This is a genomic window from Streptomyces millisiae (assembly GCF_031845425.1).
Classification (GTDB): Bacteria; Actinomycetota; Actinomycetes; order Streptomycetales; family Streptomycetaceae; genus Streptomyces; species Streptomyces millisiae.
Window position 1 is genome coordinate 1 of record NZ_JAVREM010000012.1, and the last position, 19,000, is coordinate 19,000.

The 19,000-nt window shown below is 73.4% G+C and carries 14 protein-coding genes; 5 read left to right on the forward strand and 9 right to left on the reverse strand.

What is annotated here, in order from left to right:
• Positions 1 to 179 precede the first annotated feature (179 nt).
• Both RNC47_RS12680 and RNC47_RS12685 read left to right on the forward strand, forming a co-directional pair.
• Positions 180 to 662, forward strand: a complete 483-nt coding sequence (locus RNC47_RS12680; protein WP_311598338.1) for a YbaK/EbsC family protein — start codon at positions 180 to 182, stop codon at positions 660 to 662.
• 67 nt (positions 663 to 729) lie between these two features.
• A complete protein-coding gene (locus RNC47_RS12685; protein WP_311598339.1) occupies positions 730 to 1,569 on the forward strand; it encodes an arylamine N-acetyltransferase family protein in 840 nt (279 codons plus the stop codon).
• Positions 1,570 to 1,573: 4 nt separating this feature from the next.
• Here the strand turns inward: RNC47_RS12685 and RNC47_RS12690 are convergent, their stop codons facing one another.
• From RNC47_RS12690 to RNC47_RS12710, 5 genes are read right to left on the reverse strand one after another with little or no spacing between them, the layout of a single operon-like run.
• Positions 1,574 to 3,628, reverse strand: a complete 2,055-nt coding sequence (locus tag RNC47_RS12690; RefSeq protein WP_311598341.1) for a glycoside hydrolase family 31 protein — start codon at positions 3,626 to 3,628, stop codon at positions 1,574 to 1,576.
• A 48-nt stretch (positions 3,629 to 3,676) separates the two neighbouring features.
• Complete coding sequence (locus tag RNC47_RS12695; protein WP_311598342.1) at positions 3,677 to 4,513, reverse strand: carbohydrate ABC transporter permease; 837 nt, start codon at positions 4,511 to 4,513, stop codon at positions 3,677 to 3,679.
• A gap of 5 nt (positions 4,514 to 4,518) precedes the next feature.
• Positions 4,519 to 5,400: a carbohydrate ABC transporter permease gene (locus RNC47_RS12700; protein ID WP_311598343.1), complete on the reverse strand. Its 882-nt coding sequence runs from the start codon at positions 5,398 to 5,400 to the stop codon at positions 4,519 to 4,521.
• 2 nt (positions 5,401 to 5,402) lie between these two features.
• Positions 5,403 to 6,617, reverse strand: a complete 1,215-nt coding sequence (locus tag RNC47_RS12705; RefSeq protein ID WP_311598345.1) for a sugar ABC transporter substrate-binding protein — start codon at positions 6,615 to 6,617, stop codon at positions 5,403 to 5,405.
• Between the two features lie 47 nt (positions 6,618 to 6,664).
• Positions 6,665 to 7,648, reverse strand: a complete 984-nt coding sequence (locus RNC47_RS12710; protein WP_311598347.1) for a LacI family DNA-binding transcriptional regulator — start codon at positions 7,646 to 7,648, stop codon at positions 6,665 to 6,667.
• A gap of 270 nt (positions 7,649 to 7,918) precedes the next feature.
• Here RNC47_RS12710 and RNC47_RS12715 point away from each other — a divergent pair, with 270 nt between their 5' ends.
• Positions 7,919 to 8,983, forward strand: a complete 1,065-nt coding sequence (locus RNC47_RS12715) for a helix-turn-helix transcriptional regulator (protein ID WP_311598352.1) — start codon at positions 7,919 to 7,921, stop codon at positions 8,981 to 8,983.
• A gap of 64 nt (positions 8,984 to 9,047) precedes the next feature.
• Here the strand turns inward: RNC47_RS12715 and RNC47_RS12720 are convergent, their stop codons facing one another.
• Positions 9,048 to 10,625 (reverse strand): class I tRNA ligase family protein, encoded by a 1,578-nt coding sequence (locus RNC47_RS12720; protein ID WP_311598354.1) that lies wholly within the window; start codon positions 10,623 to 10,625, stop codon positions 9,048 to 9,050.
• Positions 10,626 to 10,852: 227 nt separating this feature from the next.
• On the opposite strand from RNC47_RS12720, the gene RNC47_RS12725 reads away from it, so the two are divergent.
• A complete protein-coding gene (locus RNC47_RS12725) occupies positions 10,853 to 12,304 on the forward strand; it encodes an MFS transporter (protein WP_311598355.1) in 1,452 nt (483 codons plus the stop codon).
• Between the two features lie 45 nt (positions 12,305 to 12,349).
• Here RNC47_RS12725 and RNC47_RS12730 read toward each other — a convergent pair whose 3' ends face one another.
• The 3 genes from RNC47_RS12730 to RNC47_RS12740 form a co-directional block, all read right to left on the reverse strand.
• Positions 12,350 to 14,332 (reverse strand): APC family permease, encoded by a 1,983-nt coding sequence (locus RNC47_RS12730; RefSeq protein ID WP_311598357.1) that lies wholly within the window; start codon positions 14,330 to 14,332, stop codon positions 12,350 to 12,352.
• Positions 14,333 to 14,597: 265 nt separating this feature from the next.
• Entirely contained in the window at positions 14,598 to 15,272 is a 675-nt protein-coding gene (locus tag RNC47_RS12735) for an RNA polymerase sigma factor (RefSeq protein ID WP_311598358.1), read from the reverse strand.
• Between the two features lie 39 nt (positions 15,273 to 15,311).
• Positions 15,312 to 15,896, reverse strand: a complete 585-nt coding sequence (locus RNC47_RS12740; RefSeq protein ID WP_311598359.1) for a hemerythrin domain-containing protein — start codon at positions 15,894 to 15,896, stop codon at positions 15,312 to 15,314.
• Positions 15,897 to 16,072: 176 nt separating this feature from the next.
• Here RNC47_RS12740 and RNC47_RS12745 point away from each other — a divergent pair, with 176 nt between their 5' ends.
• On the forward strand, positions 16,073 to 18,826 hold the full coding sequence (locus RNC47_RS12745; RefSeq protein WP_311598360.1) for a LamG domain-containing protein: 2,754 nt from the start codon (positions 16,073 to 16,075) through the stop codon (positions 18,824 to 18,826).
• Positions 18,827 to 19,000 lie beyond the last annotated feature (174 nt).

Genomic DNA, 19,000 nt, shown 5'->3' on the forward strand with positions numbered 1-19,000 from the left:
AGAAAGGGCGGGTGGGTGGGGGAAACACGCCCCGCGCGAAGCGCCGGGCATCCGGCGGCGGAGCCGCGCCCACCCACCGCCCTCTCCGGGCGGGTCGTCGCGCGGCCCGTCCCGCGCGCACCGCGCGGAGCGCGGAGTGCCTTTGCCGGCCGCTGTTCGGATGGCTACGCTCGCGAGCTGTGACGAGTACGGGTGCGACATCAGCCTTGGAGCGCGTGCGGGCGGGCCTGGTCGGCGCCGGCCACGCGGACGAGATCGTCGAGCTGGCCACCGAGGTGCCCACCGCTGCGGCCGCCGCGGAGCGGTTGGGTTGCCCGGTCGGGGCGATCGCCAACAGCCTGGTCTTCGAGGCCGACGGCGCGCCGCTGCTGGTGGTGGCCAGCGGCGGTCACCGGGTGGACGTGAGGAAGGCCGCGCGCCACCTCGGGGTGCGCAAGGTCAGGCGCGCCACCCCGGAGTTCGTGTTCCAGGCCACCGGCCAGCTGGTCGGCGGAGTGGCGCCGGTCGGTCATCCCGCGCCGCTGCGGACCCTGGTGGACACGGCGCTGGCCGACCACCCCGAGGTGTGGGCGGGGGCCGGCGTCTCGCACGCCATGTTCCGCACCACGTTCGCCCAGCTGGTCACGCTGACCGGCGGCGATCCGGTCGACGTGGGCCAGTGAGCCTCCGGCGACCAGGGCGACCAGGGCGACTAGTCTGTTCACCTGTTCGAACAGATGAGGGAAGAGCATGATCGACGTCGACGGGTACCTGGCCGTGCTGGGGGTGGACCGACCGGCGGCCCCGACCGCGGAGGCGCTGTGGGCACTGCACCGGGCACAGGTGGAGCGGGTCCCCTACGAGACCCTCGACAACCAACTGGGCCGCCCGTCGAGCATCGGCGCCGCGGAGTCCGTGGCCCGGATCCTGCGCGGGCGCGGCGGCTACTGCTTCCACCTCAACGGCGCCTTCGCCGCGCTGCTGGAGGCCCTCGGCTACGACGTGACCCTGCACCGGGCCGGGGTGCAGGACGAGGTCGAGGACCCCGAGGGCCCGGGCGGCGACCACCTCGCGCTCACCGTGGGGCTCGACGGCGAGCGGTGGCTGGTCGACACCGGGCTCGCCGGCGGGATGTACGAGCCACTGCCGCTGCGCGCGGGCACCTACACCCAGGGGCCGTTCACCTACGGGATGGCCCCGTCGGCGGTGGTGCCCGGCGGCTGGCGGTTCGCCCACGACCCGCGCGGCGCCTTCACCGCGATGGTCTTCGCGCCGGAGCCCGTGGAGCTGTCCTCCTTCGCCGCGGAGCACCGCCGGCTGTCCACGTCCCCCGAGTCCGGGTTCGTCCGGGTCCTCCAGGTCCAGCTCCGCGACGCCAAGGGCGTGGACATGCTGCGCGGCTGCGTGCTGCGCCGGATCGACGCCGGGGGCACGGAGGAGCGGACCATCGACGCGGCCGACGACTGGTACGACGTCCTGGCCGACGTGTTCCACCTGAACCTGACCGACGTCGCCGCCCCCGAGCGGGCGGCGCTGTGGGACCGCGTCCGCGCCGCACACCGGGAGTGGGAGGCGGCGGCGCGCCGGTGACGGGTCACTCCCCGGCGATCGGCAGTCGGGCCTCGTCCCGCAGCAGCAGCGGGATCCGGTCCAGCGGCGCGTCCAGCACCACGGTGGCGCCGCCCGGACGGGTCTCGCCGGTCCAGGCGCAGGTCCAGGTCGCGCCGGCCGGCAGGTAGACCTCCCGGCTGGTGGCGCCGGCCTCCGTGACCGGGGCCACCAGCAGGTCGGGGCCGAGCAGGAACTGGTCGGCGACGGTCCAGGCGCGGTCGTCGTCCGGGAACTCCAGGAACAGCGGCCGCATCACCGGCAGCCCTTCGCGGGCCGCGGTGCGCATCTGCTCGCCCACGTAGGGGCGGATGCGCTCCCGCACGGCCAGGTAGCGCGCCATGATGTCGTACGCCTCCTCGCCGTAGGACCAGACCTCGTTGGGGCCGCCGGTCATCGCGCCGCCGAGCGGCAGCCACGGCAGCCGGAAGCCGTGCAGCCGGAAGATCGGGCAGAAGGCGCCGAACTGGAACCAGCGGACCAGCACCTCGCGGTAGGCCGGGTCGTCCGGGTCGCCGCCGTGGAAGCCGCCGATGTCGGTGGTCCACCAGGGGATGCCGGAGATCCCGATGCTGAGCCCGGCGGCTATCTGGGCGCGCAGCGCGGCGAAGTCGGTGCCGATGTCGCCCGACCAGACCGCGGTGCCGTAGCGCTGGCTGCCGGCCCAGGCGGAGCGGCTGAACGACATGCCGTCGGTGTCGCCGGAGGAGGCCATGCCCTCGTGGAAGGTGCGGGCGATCTCCCTCGGGTAGAGGTTGGCGACCTCCTGTCCTTGGCCCGCGTGGTAGCGGAGGTTGGCCGGGTGGGCCGGCTTCATCTCCGGCTCGCAGGCGTCGAGCCACCACAGGTTGATGCCGAGGGACTGGTAGTTGGCGCGGACCTTCTCCCACACGAACGCCCGGGTGGCCGGGTTGGTGGGGTCGAGGAAGGAGACGGTGATCCGGTGGTCGGCGCCCTTGTCGACCCAGGTCGCGTGGGCCGCGGTGCCGAACTCGTTGGCGGCGAACAGGCCGCGGCGGGCCAACTCGTCGTAGTTCTCGCTCGACTGGTTGACGGAGGGCCAGATGGAGACCATCAGCTTGATGCCGAGCTCCGCCAACTCCCGGACCATGGCGGCCGGGTCGGGCCACTCGGCCGGGTCGAAGCGCCAGTCGCCGAGCCTGGTCCAGTGGAAGAAGTCGGCGACGATCACCGACATCGGCAGGCCGCGCCGCTTGTGTTCCCTGGCCACGGCGAGCAGTTCGTCCTGGGTGCGGTAGCGGAGCTTGCACTGCCAGAAGCCGGTGCCCCACTCCGGCATCTCGGGGGCGTGGCCGGTGGCGTCCGCGTAGGAGCGCAGGATGTCGGCCGGGGTGTCGCCGGCGGTGATCCAGTAGTCGATCTGGCGGGCCGCGTCGGCGACCCAGCGGGTGCCGGTCTCCACCAGCTCGACGCGGCCCACGGCCGGGCTGTTCCACAGCAGCCCGTAGCCGCGGTTGGAGAGCGCGAACGGGATGGAGATCTCGGTGTTGCGCTGCACCAGGTCGAGCACGGTGCCCTTGCGGTCGAGACGGCCCTGCTGGTGCTGGCCCAGGCCGTAGAGCCGCTCGCCCTCGTACGCGGCGAAGTGCTGTTCGAGGCGCCGGTAGCCGTGGCCGACGGGGGTGTGCACGCGGGTGCCCGGCCACCAGAAGTGGGCGCGGCGCTCGGCGAGCAACTCCCGTCCGTCGTCGGTGCGGACGAACCGCAGCCGGCCGTCGACGGTGAGCTCGGCGGTGAGGCGGCCGTTGACGAGCCGGGCTGGCGGGACGGGGTCGGTGGGCGAGCCGAGTCCGTTGGCGAACACCGTGAGCCCGGTCAGGTCGGGCACGGTGATCTCGGCCCGGCCGGCGGGGCGTTCCAGCAGCGCGCCGGGGATGTCGTCGCGGATCGGCCCGAGGGTGGCGCGGACCCGGACGGCGTCCGGACCCCAGGGTTCGACGCGCAACGTCTCGTGTTCGCCGGTCCATTCGAGGCCGCCTGCGTGCTCGGTGAACGTCGCGCCCGGGTCGGTGCTCGGCATGGTGTGGTGCTCTCCAGAGGGGTGGGTGCGGTGGGGGATGGGAGGTGGTCAGTCCTTGACCGAGCCGCCGGTGAGGCCGACCGAGATGTAGCGCTGGGCGACCACCAGCAGCACGGCGGCCGGCACCGAGGCGAGGACGGCGGAGGCCATCAGCGCGTTCCAGTCGGTGGCGTTGGCCCCGACGAAGCGGTAGATGCCGACGGTGACCGGGGTGATCGCGTCCCGCGAGGTGAGGGTGACGGCGAAGAGGAAGTCGGCCCAGGAGAAGAGGAACGCGAACAGGCCCGCGGTGATCACGCTGTTGCGGCTCATCGGCACGACGATCCGCAGGAAGGTGCGCCAGGCGCCCGCGCCGTCGAGCGCCGCCGCCTCCACCACCTCGGTCGGGATCTCCCGGAGTTGGGCGCGCAGCAGCACGGCGGCGAACGGCACGGACAGCGTGGACTGGGCGAACATCAGGCCGATGGTGTTGTTGAGCAGCCCGAGCTCGCTGTACAGCTCGAAGAGCGAGTTGGCCTTCACGATGCCGGGCAGCATCTGCACGATCAGCAGCACGAAGAGCAGCAGGGCCGCGTAGCGCAGCCGGAACTTCGCCAACGCCCAGGCCAGCGGCGCCGCGAGGGCCAGGGTGATCAGCACGTTGCCGCAGGCCACGAAGAGGCTGATGACCAGGTGCCGGCCCTGGGAGTCGAACGCGGCGCGGTAGCCGTCCAGCGTCGGGTGGTCGGGGAACCAGCGGGGCGGGATGCTCAGCAGCTCGTGGCTCGGTTGCAGCGAGGCGTTGAACATCCAGTACAGCGGGAAGAGCAGTACGCCGACGATCAGCAGCGCCAGCAGGGTCAGGCCGAGGCGGCGGGCGCCCGCCGTCGCTCTGGGTATGGACATGATGGCTACCTCCCGGCCTGTTCGCGGCGCACGGCCCGCAGGTAGACGAGCGCGAACAGCATGGCGATGACGATCAGCACGTTGCCGACGGCCGCTCCCTGGCCGAAGTGCAGTTGGGTGAAGGAGAGTTGGTAGGACCAGGTGGACAGCAGCTGGGTGGCGTCGGCGGGGCCCGCCTGGGTGAGGACCATGACGACGTCGAACGCCTTGACGGTGTAGACGAGTCCGAGCATCAGGACCACGGAGGTGACCGGGCGCAGCAGTGGCCAGGTGATGTGCCGGAACCGCTGCCAGGCACCCGCGCCGTCCAGGGCCGCGGCCTCGTAGAGCCCCGGCGGTATGGAGGTGAGACCGCCGTAGAGGATCACCATGTTGAAGGGGATGCCGATCCACACGTTGGCGATGACGACGGCGGCCATCGCGTGGTCGGGGCTGACCAGCCACGGCACCGGGTCGTCGATCAGCCGCAGGTTCAGCAGCACGTGGTTGAGCACGCCGTAGTCCTGGTCGAGCAGCCAGCGGAAGACGGTGCCGGAGACCAGCAGCGGCAGCAGCCAGGGCAGCAGGAGCAGGGCGCGCAGCACGCCGGCCAGCGGGAAGTGGCGGCGGAAGAACAGCGCGAGGCCGAGGCCGATGGCGAACTGGAAGGCCAGCGAGGCGACGGTGAAGACCAGGGTGTTCCACAGGGTGGTGGAGAACAGCTCGTCGCCGAACACCTCGGCGTAGTTGTCGAGGCCGGTGAAGGGGGCGCCGCCGTCGTAGAAGGACGTCACCGTGTAGTCCTGGAAGGACATCACGACGTTGGCGACCAGCGGGTAGCCGAAGAACACGGCCAGGTAGAGCACGGCCGGCACGTAGAAGCTGAGCCTGGCCAGGCGCGGGGTCATGGTCACGATGCGTCGGCCGCCTCTCGCTGGGCCCGGGCCAGGGCCTCCGCCGGGTCGAGCTGCCCGGTGGCGACCCGCTGCAGCGCGGTGGATATCGCCTGCGACACGGCCGGGTAGCCGGTGCCGAGGTCGACGGTGCGGGCCTCGGCGCTCGGGGCGCTGGCCACGAACGGCGCCAGGTCGGGCTGCTCACCCACCAGGCGCTCGGCCACGTCCGGATGGGCCGGCACGTCGGCCCGCAGCCGCGCCCACTCGTACATGTGGTCGGGGGACAGTACGCAGTCCAGCAACTCGACGGCCTGCTCCTGCCGTTCGCCGCGCGGCACGGCCCAGGTCTCGCCGCCGAGCGGGGTGGCGGGCCGGTCGCCGGCGTTCGGCGTGGGCAGCGGCACCACGCCGTAGTCCAGCTCCTCCTCGGCGTCGAGCGCGGCGAGCTGCCAGGAGCCGTTGATCATCATGGCGGCGTGCCCGCCGACGAACTGCTCGGCGACGTCGGACTGTTGCCAGTTGAGCGCCGAGGCGGAGACCGAGCCGTCGGAGAAGAGCGAGGCCCAGAAGGTGAGGGCGGTGACGGCCTGCGGCGAGTCCAGGTCGGTGAGTTCGGCGCCCGCGCCCCACAGGAAGGGCTCGAACTGCCAGGTGCCCTCCTCGGTGCCGATCGCCGAGAGCGCGAGGCCGTAGCGCGAGCCCTCGGTGAGCGCGGCGGCTGCCGCGCGCAACTCGTCCCAGGTGGTGGGCGGTTCGATCCCGGCCTCGGCGAAGACCGCCCGGTCGTAGAAGAGCGCCAGGCCGTTGACGCCGGGCGCGACGCCGTAGAGCTCGCCCTGGTAGCTGCCGGCCGCGAGCACGCTGTCGTAGAAGCCCTCGGTGTCGACGCGGCCGTCGAGCGGCAGCAGCGCCCCGGTCGAGGCCAGCTTGGCGAGGTCCGGGTTGTCGCTGAGCACCAGGTCGGGGAGGGTGCCGGCGGCGCCGTCGCGGAGCAGCTTGGGCACCAGCTGGGAGCGCGGCATGACCTCGCGCACCACGGTGACCCCGGTCTGCTCGCCGCAGGCGCGCAGGATCTCGGTGAGCGCCGTGTTGCCCGGCTCGGCGGTGTAGTAGTCCGCGACCGTCAGGGTGTTGGGCCCGGTCTGCGCGGTGATCAGGCCGCAGCCGGGGACCGTGGCCAGCACGGCGGCGGTGGCGGCGGCGGTGGCTAGGGAACGGCGGGCGGGCATGGCTGGTCCATGGGGGTGGCTCTCCGAAACGTGCGGTGGTGGGGATCTCAGTCGACGCGGCCCGGGGCGGGCGGCGCGGTGCTTCCCCTGGCGGTCAGTCGGGGGGTGAGCAGGACGGGCCCCGGGTCGGGTCCCCGCTCGGTCATCAACAGGTCCATCGCGGTGGCGGTCATCTCGCCGGCGGGCACCGCGACGGAGGTGAGCGGCGGGGTGCCGGCGGTCGCCACGGCGTCCGAGCCGAGCACCACGACGGACAGGTCCTCGGGGATGGCCCGGCCGTAGCCGCGCAGCAGCGGCGCCAGGTGCGGGGTGGCGGCCTCGTTCTGCACGATGAGCGCGGTGGCGCCCGGTCGTTCCTGGAGCACCCGGGTGAGGGTGCCGGCGGTGGCGTCCCAGTCGCCCTCGGTGGGGCGGTGGGTGAGCCTGACGTTCCTGGCCGCGGCCTGTTCCAGCGCGCCGGCGACCGTGCGCTCGGCGAACCCGGCCCGCCGCCGGTAGGCGGCGGGCGGGGCGCCGAGCAGGACGACCTCGCGGTGCCCGAGGTCGGCGAGGTGGTCGACGCACAGCCGGCCCGCGGCCCGGAAGTCGAGGTCGACACAGGCGAGGCCCGCCGGGTCGCGGGGCAGGCCGAGCAGCACGGTCGGCACCGGCAGCCGGCGGACGGTGTCCAGGCGCGGGTCCATGACCTCGATGTCCATCAGGATCAGCCCGTCGAGCAGCGCGGCGTCGAGCAGCCCGTGCTCCTCCTCCTCGGTCAGCAGCAGCACGTTGCGGCCGTGCCGGCGGGCGGCGACGCTCGCCGAGAGCATGAACTCGGCCAGCAGCGGCCGGTGCGTGCCGTCGTCGACGCGCAGCGCGAGGCCGACGATCCCCGCCCTCGTCCCGCGCGGCGGCCGGTAGCCGAGGCTGATGACGCTGTCCAGCACCCGCTGCCTGGTGGGCGGCGAGATGGGGCGCTTGCCGCTGAGCACGTAGGACACGGTGCTGACCGCGACGCCGGCGTGCCGAGCGACCTCGGTGATGCTGACCATGCCCTGCCTCCTCACGGGCGCGCGGAGGGAGCGTCGTCGAAACTCTTCGACGATCGATCGGGGAGCTCGTCCTCCGTGCGCGGCGTCGGCGACATTAGGGCGGGTTAAACGGGCTGTCCATAGCTTCGATCCGGTTTCGACGTATTTCGACGATCCGGCGGTTCCCCGGTCGCCGGCCGGTCCCGGGGCGTGCGGTGCCGGTGGCTAGGATTCCGTCGTCCTGACGGTCCGTTCTGTCAGGGATCGGATACGACGAGGGGGTACCGGCGTATGACGGGCAGGGCGGGGCGCAACCGGCGGTCGGCGGTCGGCGACGATCCGGTGATCGCCGTCTACCAGGAGATACGGGCGCGCGGTTCCGCCGATTTCGGCGAGGTCAGCGCGGAGCTCGGCCTGACCGCCGAGGAGGGTGAGGGGCACCGGGCCGAGCTGCTGCGGCTCGGGCTGCTCGTGCCGGCCGGCGCCCGGCACGCGCCGCGCGAGGAGTTGGACGGCGGCCGGCCGCTCCCCGGCGACCGGGACCGGGTGACGGCCGTGCTGCCGGAGATCGCGCTGCTGCGGGTCCTGGACCGGGAGCGGGGCACGCTGCGGGAGCACCTGGACCGGGCCGACCGGTTCCACGAGGTGGTCTCCGCCCTGACCCACCGTTTCCTGGCCACCGGCGGCGACCTGGCGGACCCGGAGACGGAGGTCGAGTTCGTCGCGGACTACCGCCGCATCCAGCAGTTCCTCAACGACATGGCCGACTTCGCCCGGCAGGACATCAGGACCCTGTCCCCGGCGGCCCCGGGCCGGGAGCTGCCGGAGCGCGTCCTCGACCGGGACCGGCGCGTCATCGGGCGGGGCGTCACGGTGCGGTCCATCTACAGCCGGCACGCCTGGGCCCAGCCGGACTCCGCCGACCTGATCGCCCGGCGCCGCGAGGCGGGGGTGGAGATCCGGCTGTCGACCGTGGTGCCGATGAACCTGGTGCTCGTCGACGACCACCTGGCCCTGGTGCCGGCCGACCCCGACGACCGGGACGCGGGCGCGGTGCTGGTGCGCGGGCCGGCACTGGTCCGCTCCTACCGGGCCTTCTACGAGCACTGTTGGTACGCGGCGGCACCCTGCCCCGAGGGCGACGCCGCGCAGCGCGGAGTCCAGGCGTTGACGGAGCAACAGCACGCGGTGCTGCGGATGTTGGGGGCCGGCATGAAGGACGAGCGGATCGCCCGCGCGCTCGGCGTGTCGCTGCGCACCGTGAGCCGGCTGGTCGCGGAGCTGATGCAGGAGCTGAACACGGCCAGCCGGTTCGAGGCGGGGGTGCGGGCCGCCCGGCGCGGCTGGCTGGACTGACGCGTCCGCGCCGGCACCCGGGACGCCGTCCGCGCCGGCGTCCGCGCCGGCGCCTCAGCCGCACTCAGCTGCCGAAGACCGGCGCCGGCGGGGGCGGCAGCCGGGTCCCCGGCGGGGGCGGCGTCAGGGCGTGCTCGTCCACCCGGCGGACCGCCGGCAGGCGGAGCGCGGCGGCCAGCCTGGCGGCTCCCTCCGGCATCACCGGCCAGGCCCACGCCGCCAGCGCCGCGGCCACCGCGAGCTGCGCCACCAGGGCCGCCTGGTGGCGGCGCGCGCCCTCGGGACGGTCGCGGTGGTGGTGGGCGTTGGCGTGCCCGAAGTCGGCGGCCTGGTGGACGACCTCGTCGAGCAGGGCCAGCACGCGGCGCGGGTCGAACTCCTCGGGCCCGTACGCCTCCCGCAGGTCGGCGGCCGTGCGCAGCAGCCGGTCCCGCAGCCGCTCCCAGCCGGCGCCCCCGGGCTCCACCGCCGGCACGACGCCGCCGCAGTCCGTCCGCACGGCGCCGAGCAGCCGCTCGAGCCACGCCTCCCACGGCTCGCGCAGGACCTGCCAGGACCGTTCGAGGTCGGCCGCGCGGAACGCCGTGGGCCGGGTGCCTGGCCGGTCCCGCAGCACGTGGCGGCGGAGCGTGTCGGAGCCCCACTCGGTGACCAGGTCGAGCACCCAGGCCCCGTGCCGGCTGCCGTGCGAGAGCGGCCGGCCGTCGAGCTCGTATGGGTCGTTGAGGCGCAGGGTGGTCGGCAGCTTGAGGCCGCGCGCGATCTGGAGGGCGGGCAGCACGACCGCCTGGTCGAAGGCGTGCGAGAACCCGGCGAAGGCGATGGCGTGTTCCGGCGGTGGCCGGTCGTCGGGGCCCCAGGCGTGGAGCTGGGCGGCGGCGTTCTCGAAGGCGGTGTCGATCCGCTGGTCGGCGTAGCCCTCGACCGGGACCGGCAGGCCCCATCGGGACGGCCGGGTGACGGCGGGGGAGGGCAGCGCGTCCTCGACCAGGTCCTCGCAGAGCGCGGCCAGCCGGGGCGACAGGTCGGAGCTCGACCAGTAGTCGGTGAGCTGGTCCCTGAGCGGTTCGAGCAGCAGGTGGAGGCGCCGGAGGCGGCGCGTGGTCGGCGGCGCGGCGCAGACCGCGCAGCGCGGTTCGACGAGTTCGCCGCCGGGCCGGGAGCAGGCCCGGCAGACGTCGCCGCCGCGCGTGGCGCCGCAGCGCGGGCAGCCGCCGGTGACCAGGGTGCCGTACAGCCAGGTCTCGCAGGCCGGACAGTAGGGCAGCGGCCGGGTCCTGGCGACGATCAGGCCCTCGGCGTGCAGCCGGCGGAACGTCTCGCCGAGCCAGGCGTGGAATCCGACGTCGGCGGCCGGGTGCGTGACCAGGTCGAAGGCGACGCGGGCGTGGGCGAGGTCGGCGACGATCGCCTCGTGGTAGCCCTCGGCGATGTCGCCGGGATCGCGACTCGCGCGCCTGGCCCGCAGCTCGACCGCGTCGGTGTGCTGGGCGGTCGCGGTGGTGAGGCGCACGGTCCTGCCCTCGGCGCGCAGGAAACGGCTGAGCACGTCGGCGGCCACGTAGGGCCCGGCGAGGTGGCCGACGTGCAGCTCGCCGTGGGCGCCGGGCGGGGAGGCGGTGATCCAGAGCGGCCCGCTCACTCGGAGCTCCTTTCTGGGACGGACACGGCCGGGACGTGCCCCGGCCGACACGGTCAAGACTCCCAGCGGAGGGGGCGTCGTCGCACGTCAGAGCGGTGTCGGAAGCACGCAACTGCGTGTGCGCGCCAGCGGGGTGAGGGACCGACAGCGTTTGCGGATATACCCCGGGGGGGTATAGTCTCCCCGTGTTTCCAATATACCCCCCGGGAGTATGATAGGTGAGTGGGATGTCCGTGTCGAACGCGCCGGATCCGCGCCGCTGGGCGGCCCTGGCGTTCATCGCCCTGGCGCAGTTCATGGTCATCATGGACACGTCGATCATCGGCGTGGCCCTTCCCGAGATGCGCACCGATCTCGGCTTCACCCAGGGCGACCTGTCCTGGGTCTTCAACGCGTACGTCATCGCCTTCGGCGGCCTGTTGCTGCTGGGCGGCCGGCTGTCCGACCTGTTCGGCGCCAGACGGGTGTTCAGCCTTGGCTGGGCGGTCCTGGCTGTCGGCTCGCTGGTCGCCGGCCTGGCCGGCGAGGTGTGGGTGGAACTGGCGGGACGCGCCGTCCAGGGCGCCGGCTCGGCGCTGATCGCGCCCTCCGCGCTGACCCTGCTGATGACGCTGTTCGGCGGCAACCCGCGCGAGTTGCCCAAGGCGTTCGCGCTGTACGGCGCCGCCGCGCCGGCCGGCGGCACCGCCGGCGTCTTCCTCGGCGGCGTCATCACCGAGTACGCCAGCTGGCCCTGGGTGTTCTACATCAACATCCCGGTCGCCCTGCTGACCCTGGCGGTCACCCCCCGCCTGATGCCCGCCGCCCCGCCGGCGCGCGGCCGCGTCGACATCCTGGGCGCGCTGACCGTGACCGCGGGGCTCGGCACCGTCGTCTACGCCGTGGTCCGTGCCCCCGAGGCCGGCTGGGGAGCGGCGTCCACCTGGCTCCTGCTGGCCGCCGGCACCGTGCTCACCGGTCTGTTCGTCGCGCTCCAGGCCCGGCTGCGCGAGCCCCTGATGCGGCTGACCATCCTGCGCACCCCCAACCTGGCCGCCGCCAACCTGGCCCAACTGCTGCTGGCCGGCGCCTGGATCCCGATGTGGTACTTCCTCAACCTCTACCTCCAGCAGGTCCTCGGCCTCGGCGCCTTCGCCTCGGGCTCCGCGCTGCTGCCGATGACCGGCGCGATCATGCTCATGATGATCGTGGTGGCCCCGCGGCTCCAGGAGCGCTTCGGCGCCCGGACGATGATCGGCACCGGCATGCTGGCGCTGTCGGCCGGCATGCTGTGGCTCTCCTTCGTCCGCCCGGACGGCGGCTACGCGGTGGACGTGCTGCCGGCGTCGCTGGTCGCCGCCGTCGGCATGTCGCTGGCCTTCGTGCCCTCCCTCGGCACCGCGATCTCCGCGGCCCGTCCCGAGGAGGGCGGCCTGGCCTCCGGCATCGTCAACACCAGCTACCAGATCGGCTCCGCGCTCGGCCTCGCCGCGATGACCGCGGTGGCCGCCGCCCGGGGCGCCGAGGAGCTGGACGACGTCACCGCCCTGACCGACGGCTTCTCGGCCGCCTTCCTCGGCGCCGCCGCCATCGCCGCCGCCGGCGCGCTGCTGGCCCTGGCGACCCTGCGGACCGGCGGCGGCGCGGCGGAGGCGACCGGCGAAGGCGGCCGGGAGCCCGCCGTCGCCGGCACCCGCTGAAGGGCGCCACGGCAGGTCGCCCACCGCCGTCCGCGGTGGGCGACCTCAGCCGACGTGGATGCGGGGGCGGCGGGAGAGCTGCCGCTCCGCGCGGCGCAGCACCTCGCGGGTGACGGGGGCGACCTCGCCGTCGCCGAAGACCAGGAACCGCAGCAGGTGGCCGAGCGGATGGCCCTCGGTCCAGTTGAAGTAGGCGTGCGGCACGGCGCCGGTGCGGTCGCGCAGGTGCAGCAGCACGGCCGCGATGGTGTTGGGCACCACAGGACCGTCCACCCGCAGGATCTGGTAGCCGTGGCGCTCCTCGCCCCGCACGGTGACGTCGGCCGTGAAGTCGGACGAGTCGGGCACCGTGACCTCCAGGAACAGCACCGGGCCGCCGTTCGGGATGTGGGTCTCCTCCCGCTGGCTGTACTCCTTCTCGCGGTACTCGGCGGCGTCCCGCTCGTCCGGCTCGTTGGCGATGATCCGCAGACAGCCGTGGGCGGCGGCGTGGTCGATCATCCTGGCGGCCGCGTCGTCGAGGCTGATCTCACCGGTGCGCAGCTCGAAGGCGCGGTGGATCCGGGAGAAGAACGAGGTCAGCAGGATGCCGAGGATGAACAGCGAGGCGATGCGGATGCCGTCGGGCCGTTCGATGACGTTGACGACCAGCGTGTAGGCGAAGACGGCGGCGATCGCGCCGAAGCCGAGGGACGCCCGGCGGTGGCCCTTGCGCCGCGCCGAGATGGTGGCGGCGGCGGAGGCCGAGACCATCAGCACCAGCACGCCGGTGGCGTAGGCGCCGCCCTGCGCGTCGACGTCGGCGCGGAACAGGATGGTGATGGTGAACGCGATCACCGTGAACAGCAGCACCAGCGGCCGCACCGCCCGGGTCCACTCCGGGGCCATGCCGTAGCGGGGCAGGTAGCGCGGCACCAGGTTCAGCAGCCCGGCCAGCGCCGAGGCGCCGGCGAACCACAGGATGGCGATGGTGGAGACGTCGTAGAGGGTGCCGAACGCCTCGCCGAGGTAGTCGTGGGCCAGGAACGCCAGCGCCCGCCCGTTGGCCTCGCCGCCCGACTCGAACTCCGCGGCCGGTATCAGCAGCGTGGTGGCGAGGCTGGACACCAGCAGGAAGCCGCTCATGATCAGCGCGGCCGTGGTGAGCAGCTTCCTGGTGTCGCGGATCCGGCCCGCCGGCCGGTCCTCGGTGTCCGTGGCGTCGCCACGGACCTGCGGCATCACGGCGACGCCGGTCTCGAAGCCGGACATGCCGAGCGCCAGGCGCGGGAAGACCAGCAGCGCCACGCCGACCATCAGCCAGGGCGACGAGTGCTCCGCGGCGGCGGCGTCCCACCAGTCGGTGACCACCACGGGCTCGGTCAGCACGTGCCAGGCGGCGGTCGCCAGCACGATCGTGTTGAGCGCCAGGTAGACCGCGACCAGGACCACGGCGACGCCGATCGCCTCCCGGAAGCCCTTGAGGAAGACGGCGCCGAGCCCGGCGATCAGCAGCAGCGTGATCCACACGTTCCCGTCGTGCATGAAGGACGGCGCCAGCGGGTTCTCCACCACGTGCGCCGAGGCGTCGGCGGCCGAGAGCGTGATGGTGATCATGAAGTCGGTGGCGGCGAACCCGAGCAGCACGAGCACGAACACCTTGCCCGACCACCACGGCAGCAGCCGCTCCAGCATGGCGATGGAGCCCTCGCCGTGCGGGCTCTCGCGGGCCACCCGCCGGTAGACCGGCAGCGCGCCGAGCAGCGTGAGGCCGATCAGCACCACGGTGGCGAGCGGCGAGAGCAGGCCGGCGGCGAGCGCGGCGATGCCCGGCTGGTAGCCGAGGGTGGAGAAGTAGTCGACGCCGGTCAGGCACATCACGCGCCACCAGCGGTGGCCGCGGTGTTCGGCGGGGACCGTGGCATGCGGTCCTGGGTGGCGGGCGGTCCGCTCGCTCAGTCCGTCGAGCAGCCACGCCCTCAGCCGGCCGGGGCCGCGGGGCGACGGGACGTCGTCCACCTCGGGCGACTGCACGGTGGCACTCGCCATCGTCGTACACCTCTTCGTCTCGTGCCTGCGTTCCCTCGTCCGGGGCAGGGCAACGAAGAGCGAGTATCGGCGATTCGGGTGACGGGTGGCGGGCGGTCTTCACGCGTTCATAACGCCCCCGGGTCTTCCCCTCCGGCCGGTCCCCGGGGTGCCCGCGGAGCCCCCCGTGGCCGCTGAGCCGGGGGAAGGCGCCGGCACGCGGTCGTTGGGGCCTACCTGGCGCGCGCCCCACCGCCCGCCGATACCGGAAAACCCATACGAGACCTTAACGGGAGGTACCGTCCGGTGCGGCGTCCTCCGCGGGGTCCAGCAGGAGGTCGACGACGGCGACGTCCACCACCCGCACGTCGAGCCCGAGCCGGTCGCGCGCCGCCTCGGTCACCCGCTCCCTGAGCCGCCCGGCGAGCTCCGGCACCGTCCAGCCCAGGCCGGCCGCCACCTCCAGCCGGACCCGGAGACCCCCGTCGGCCGGGTCGGCGAGCGGGGTGATCCGGCAGCGGCCGGCGCGCACCCCGGGCAGCGCGTCGGCGACCGCGCGGACGGCCCGCGCCGCGGCCAGCCCCTCGGGGCCGCCGGGCCGCGGCTCGCGGCGCACCAACGCCATCACGGCGGCGGCCACGGCCTCCTCGCCCGCCTCCTCGGCCGCGGGGCGCCCGGTACGCGTGCAGCGGCTCGTGACGATGCCCCGGATCCACCGCGGGAACGGGTCCCGCCCCCGGTACTCGGGCAGCCGCCGCCACGCCTCGACGAAGGCGTCCCGGACGGCCCCCTCGGCCCCCGCGCGGTCCCCCAGCAGCCGGCGGGCCAACGGCAGCAGCACCGGCAGGTGCCGCCGCAGCAGCGCCTCGAACGCCTCCTCGTCCCCCTCGCCGGCCCGGACGGCCAGCAGCGCGTCGGGCGTCGCCACCCGCTCGGCCTCCCGCACCTCGGCTCCCTCCACCCTGCCGTCCCGGGCCGAGCAGCCTACTGGGTTCGGTCGTCAGCGGGAGGCGGAGGTGATGGCGTCCCTGGTGCGGTCCACCAGGGAGGCGAAGGGCCCCACGGCGAACTGCCTCATCGGCTTGCCGGCGGCCGACGGGTGCGGCCTGGTGGGCGCGACCTTCTCGGCCGCCCGCAGCATCCGGCCCATCCGCTGCAACTGCTCCTCGCTGCGGCCGGCCCTGATGGTGGGGAACTCCTCGTTCTCCTCCTTCTCGGCGTGCGCCACCACCGCCCGCTCGAAGTCGGCGAACTCCCGGTCGAAGTCGGCACTGGTGACATCCATCCGCTCCAGCGACACCAGGACCTCGTTCGCCTCGTGCTCCTCCTCGTTGCGCGCCTCGACCTCGGCCTTGCCCGCCGTGTCCTTGGCGACCGGCCGGATGACCATCTCCTCCGCGGTCTCGTGCACCGCGAGCAGCGCCCGCAACTCGTCGAACGCCTGCTGCTTGACCTCCCCCCGCGCGCCCTTGACCTCGGCGAACAGGTCACGGATCCGGCCATGCTGCTCCAGCAGGATCCGCACCACGTCACCCTCCGGCAACTCGGCCGCCTTCCTCCGGTCGGCGTCGCCCTCATGCGCCATGGAGCTCACTTCCCTTCTTGCCGCGCCTTCTTCGCGTATGGCCAGTAACCCCACGAACACCAGTCAAACCCGGCACTGCCGGGACCGCGAGTCGACGCCGAGCGCGGCCGCCCGGCCGCCGCGCGCCGTTGCGTAGCCGTGTGTACACCGAATGTTCACCTCCGCCGCAGATGTCCATGTCGCAGCTGTCCATGGAGTTCGGCGGGGTCTGTGCGCCGCCAGCCAGCCCGGCTCAGGTCAGGACCCGTGGCCAGGTGTACGCGGCCGATGTCACCGACGCGGACGGTGACCGGGTGGCCGTGGAGTTCCGCGCCTACTGGGACACCGGCGACGGCCAGGGGAACGTCGTCCGCTGGGCTCCTGGTCTGAGCACTTTCAACGCTTCCGGCTCCGGCTTCTCGATGACCCTGCCCAGTGGCCTGCCGCGGGACGGCCACGTGCAGTGGGAGGCCAGGTCCTACGACGGGGCGGAGTACTCGCCCTGGTCGTCCACGGCTCCCCAGGAGCGGTGCGAATTCGTCTACAACACGAGCGTTCCGCCGACTCCCAGCGTCACCTCGTCCGAGTACCCGGCGTCCAACCCGGCGGATCCGGCTGACCCGTGGCACGACGGGGTGGGCAGGTACGGTTCCTTCACCTTCGCCAGCACGGACACCGACGTCGTCCGTTACCGCTACCGCTTCGCGTCCGGTGACCAGGTGGGCGACTCCCATGACGTGCTGACCTCGGGTGGCGCGCCTCGTACCGTTCGGCTGGTCCCGGATCAGCGAGGTGACAACCGCCTCTACGTCCGTGCGGTGGACTCCGCTGGGAATTCCTCGGCGGAGCGGAGCTACGTCTTCCGCGTCGGTGCCGGCACCCCCGAGCGTGCGGTCTGGGACCTGGACGAAGAGGCTGGCACCGCCTCCGTCCAGGGCGAGGGCGCGCCCTGGACCGCCGCGTTGACGGGTGACGCCCACGCCGGCGCCGAGGGCGTCCTGGGCTCCGCCCTGCGCCTCGGCGGAGAGAGTGGGTACGCCCGGACATCGAACTCGGTGGTGGACACCTCGGAGAGCTTCTCCGTATCGCTCTGGGCCCGCCTCCCCGAGTCGGGAGTGACCGGTACCGGCACCGCGATCTCCCAGGCCGGCAACCACGCCTCCGGCTTCGACCTGTCCGTCGACCCCGCGACCGGCGGCTGGTCCTTCGGTCTGGCGGCCTCGGACGCGAGGGACGCCGCGGTCACCCGTGCCCAGCAGGACTCGGCGGCGCGCGTCGGGGAGTGGACGCACGTCGCCGGGGTGGTCGACGCCTCGGCCGACGAGGTGCTGCTGTACGTCGACGGCCGTCGGGTCGGCGCGGCGCCGTTCGACCACGAGACGTGGGAGGCACGCGGCGCCACCGCGTTGGGCGCGCGACTGAGCGGCCGGAGCCAGAACGAGGACCAGTTCTTCGAGGGCGACCTGGACGAGGCGCAGTTCCACGACTACGGCCTGACCGCGGACCAGGTCGCCGGTCTTGCCGACCAGCGACCCGTCACCACGGGCGGGCGTCCCGCCAGCGTCATCTGGTCCTTCGAGGAGTCGGCCGACGCCACCAGGATCTCCGGTCGTGCCCAGACGGTCGAGGCCACCGCGAGCGACGGGGTGACGCTCGGCGCCGAGGGAGAACACGGCCCCTCCGCCCGCTTCGACGGTGCGACGGGGGTCGTCGCCGCGAGCCAACCGGTCGTCGACACCGCCGGCTCGTTCGCCGTCTCGGCCTGGGTCAACCTGCCGTCGGACAAGGCCGACCGGACCATGGTCGTGGCCGCGCAGACGGCGGACGACGGTTCCGGTTTCGCCCTCGTCCACGCGCCGGGCGGGCAGGGCTGGACGATGCGCGGCCGGGCCGCCGGGGGCACGGTCATCGAGGCGAGTCAGTCCCCGTGTCCCTCCTCCACACCCAACTGCGTGGCGGCGGGCCTCGGCACCTGGACCCACGTCGTCGGCGTTCACGACCTGGACGCCGAGGGGCTGCGGGTCTACGTCAACGGCGAGTTGGCCGGAAGCGCCCCCTTCACCGGAGCCGTGTCGTCCACCGGCCGGTTCACCCTCGGCGCGGTGGAACGACAGGGGGATGGACAGACCGACCACCTCAGCGGGCGGATCGACGATGTTCGACTCTTCGACCGGGTGGCAACGGCCTACGAGGTGCGACGGCTGGCGATTAGGAACTCCGAGGTCGCCGGCCGCTGGATGTTCGAGTCGACCGAATCGGGCGTCACCCCCGATGACTCCGTGCGCGCCAACCCGCTCATTCTCGGCGGGGACGCGAGCATCGGCCCCGGCTGGATCGACTACAACGCCTTGGTGCTGGACGGCGTCGATGACCACGCCTTCACGGACACCATTCCCGTGGACACTTCCGACAGTTTCACCGTCGGCGTCTGGGCCCAGGCCGCAGAGGTTGCGAGCGAGGGCATGACCCTGGTGAGCGGCCCGGGGGCCAACAACAGCGCCTTCAGGCTGCGGTTCGAGCCCGACCCCGAGAGGGAGGGACACGGGCAGTGGGAAGCTGTGCTGCCGGCCGCCGACGCGGCTGGGACAACGGAGGTTCGAGTAGCGAACAGCCAGTTCCTCGACGTGCGCGACTGGAACCACATCGTGCTGTCCTACGACGCCCCACGCCGCCAGGCGCGACTCTACGTCAACGGCCATCTGCAGCAACTCCCGTGCGATGATCCGGGGACCGATCCGTGTGGACGTTCCTGGGCCGACGGCGTCATGACGTACGAGGCCGCCGGCTCGCTCGAGGTGGGCCGCACCGGAGTGGGCGGCTCCTGGGGCGAGCACTGGGCCGGTTCGATCGACGATCTGTGGTTGTTCCAGGGAGCGTTGAACGACCAGCAGGTGGCCTGGCTGGCGTCGAGTTTCTTCGGCACGCCCACCGAGGTCCCCCCGGGTGCCTGAGCGCGATCACACCTGCTGATCCACCGCGTGCCCGGCCGAACGGCCGGGCACGCGGCGCGTTGGAGTGGTCGAGGGCGCGCGCCAGGCGGCGGCCGCCGGGAGGAGAGGGGGCTGAAGTGAGGGCTTGGCCGTTTCCACCTGGAGTAACACGTCGCGGTGGTTGCTGCCGTGCGG

Coding starts and splice junctions, on each gene's coding strand:
- RNC47_RS12685 (WP_311598339.1), top strand. CDS start 730: ATGATCGACGTCGACGGGTACCTGGCCGTGCTGGGGGTGGACCGACCG.
- RNC47_RS12710 (WP_311598347.1), bottom strand. CDS start 7,648: ATGGTCAGCATCACCGAGGTCGCTCGGCACGCCGGCGTCGCGGTCAGC.
- RNC47_RS12745 (WP_311598360.1), top strand. CDS start 16,073: ATGTCGCAGCTGTCCATGGAGTTCGGCGGGGTCTGTGCGCCGCCAGCC.
- RNC47_RS12740 (WP_311598359.1), bottom strand. CDS start 15,896: ATGGCGCATGAGGGCGACGCCGACCGGAGGAAGGCGGCCGAGTTGCCG.
- RNC47_RS12730 (WP_311598357.1), bottom strand. CDS start 14,332: ATGGCGAGTGCCACCGTGCAGTCGCCCGAGGTGGACGACGTCCCGTCG.
- RNC47_RS12700 (WP_311598343.1), bottom strand. CDS start 5,400: ATGACCCCGCGCCTGGCCAGGCTCAGCTTCTACGTGCCGGCCGTGCTC.
- RNC47_RS12725 (WP_311598355.1), top strand. CDS start 10,853: ATGTCCGTGTCGAACGCGCCGGATCCGCGCCGCTGGGCGGCCCTGGCG.
- RNC47_RS12715 (WP_311598352.1), top strand. CDS start 7,919: ATGACGGGCAGGGCGGGGCGCAACCGGCGGTCGGCGGTCGGCGACGAT.
- RNC47_RS12690 (WP_311598341.1), bottom strand. CDS start 3,628: ATGCCGAGCACCGACCCGGGCGCGACGTTCACCGAGCACGCAGGCGGC.
- RNC47_RS12705 (WP_311598345.1), bottom strand. CDS start 6,617: ATGCCCGCCCGCCGTTCCCTAGCCACCGCCGCCGCCACCGCCGCCGTG.
- RNC47_RS12695 (WP_311598342.1), bottom strand. CDS start 4,513: ATGTCCATACCCAGAGCGACGGCGGGCGCCCGCCGCCTCGGCCTGACC.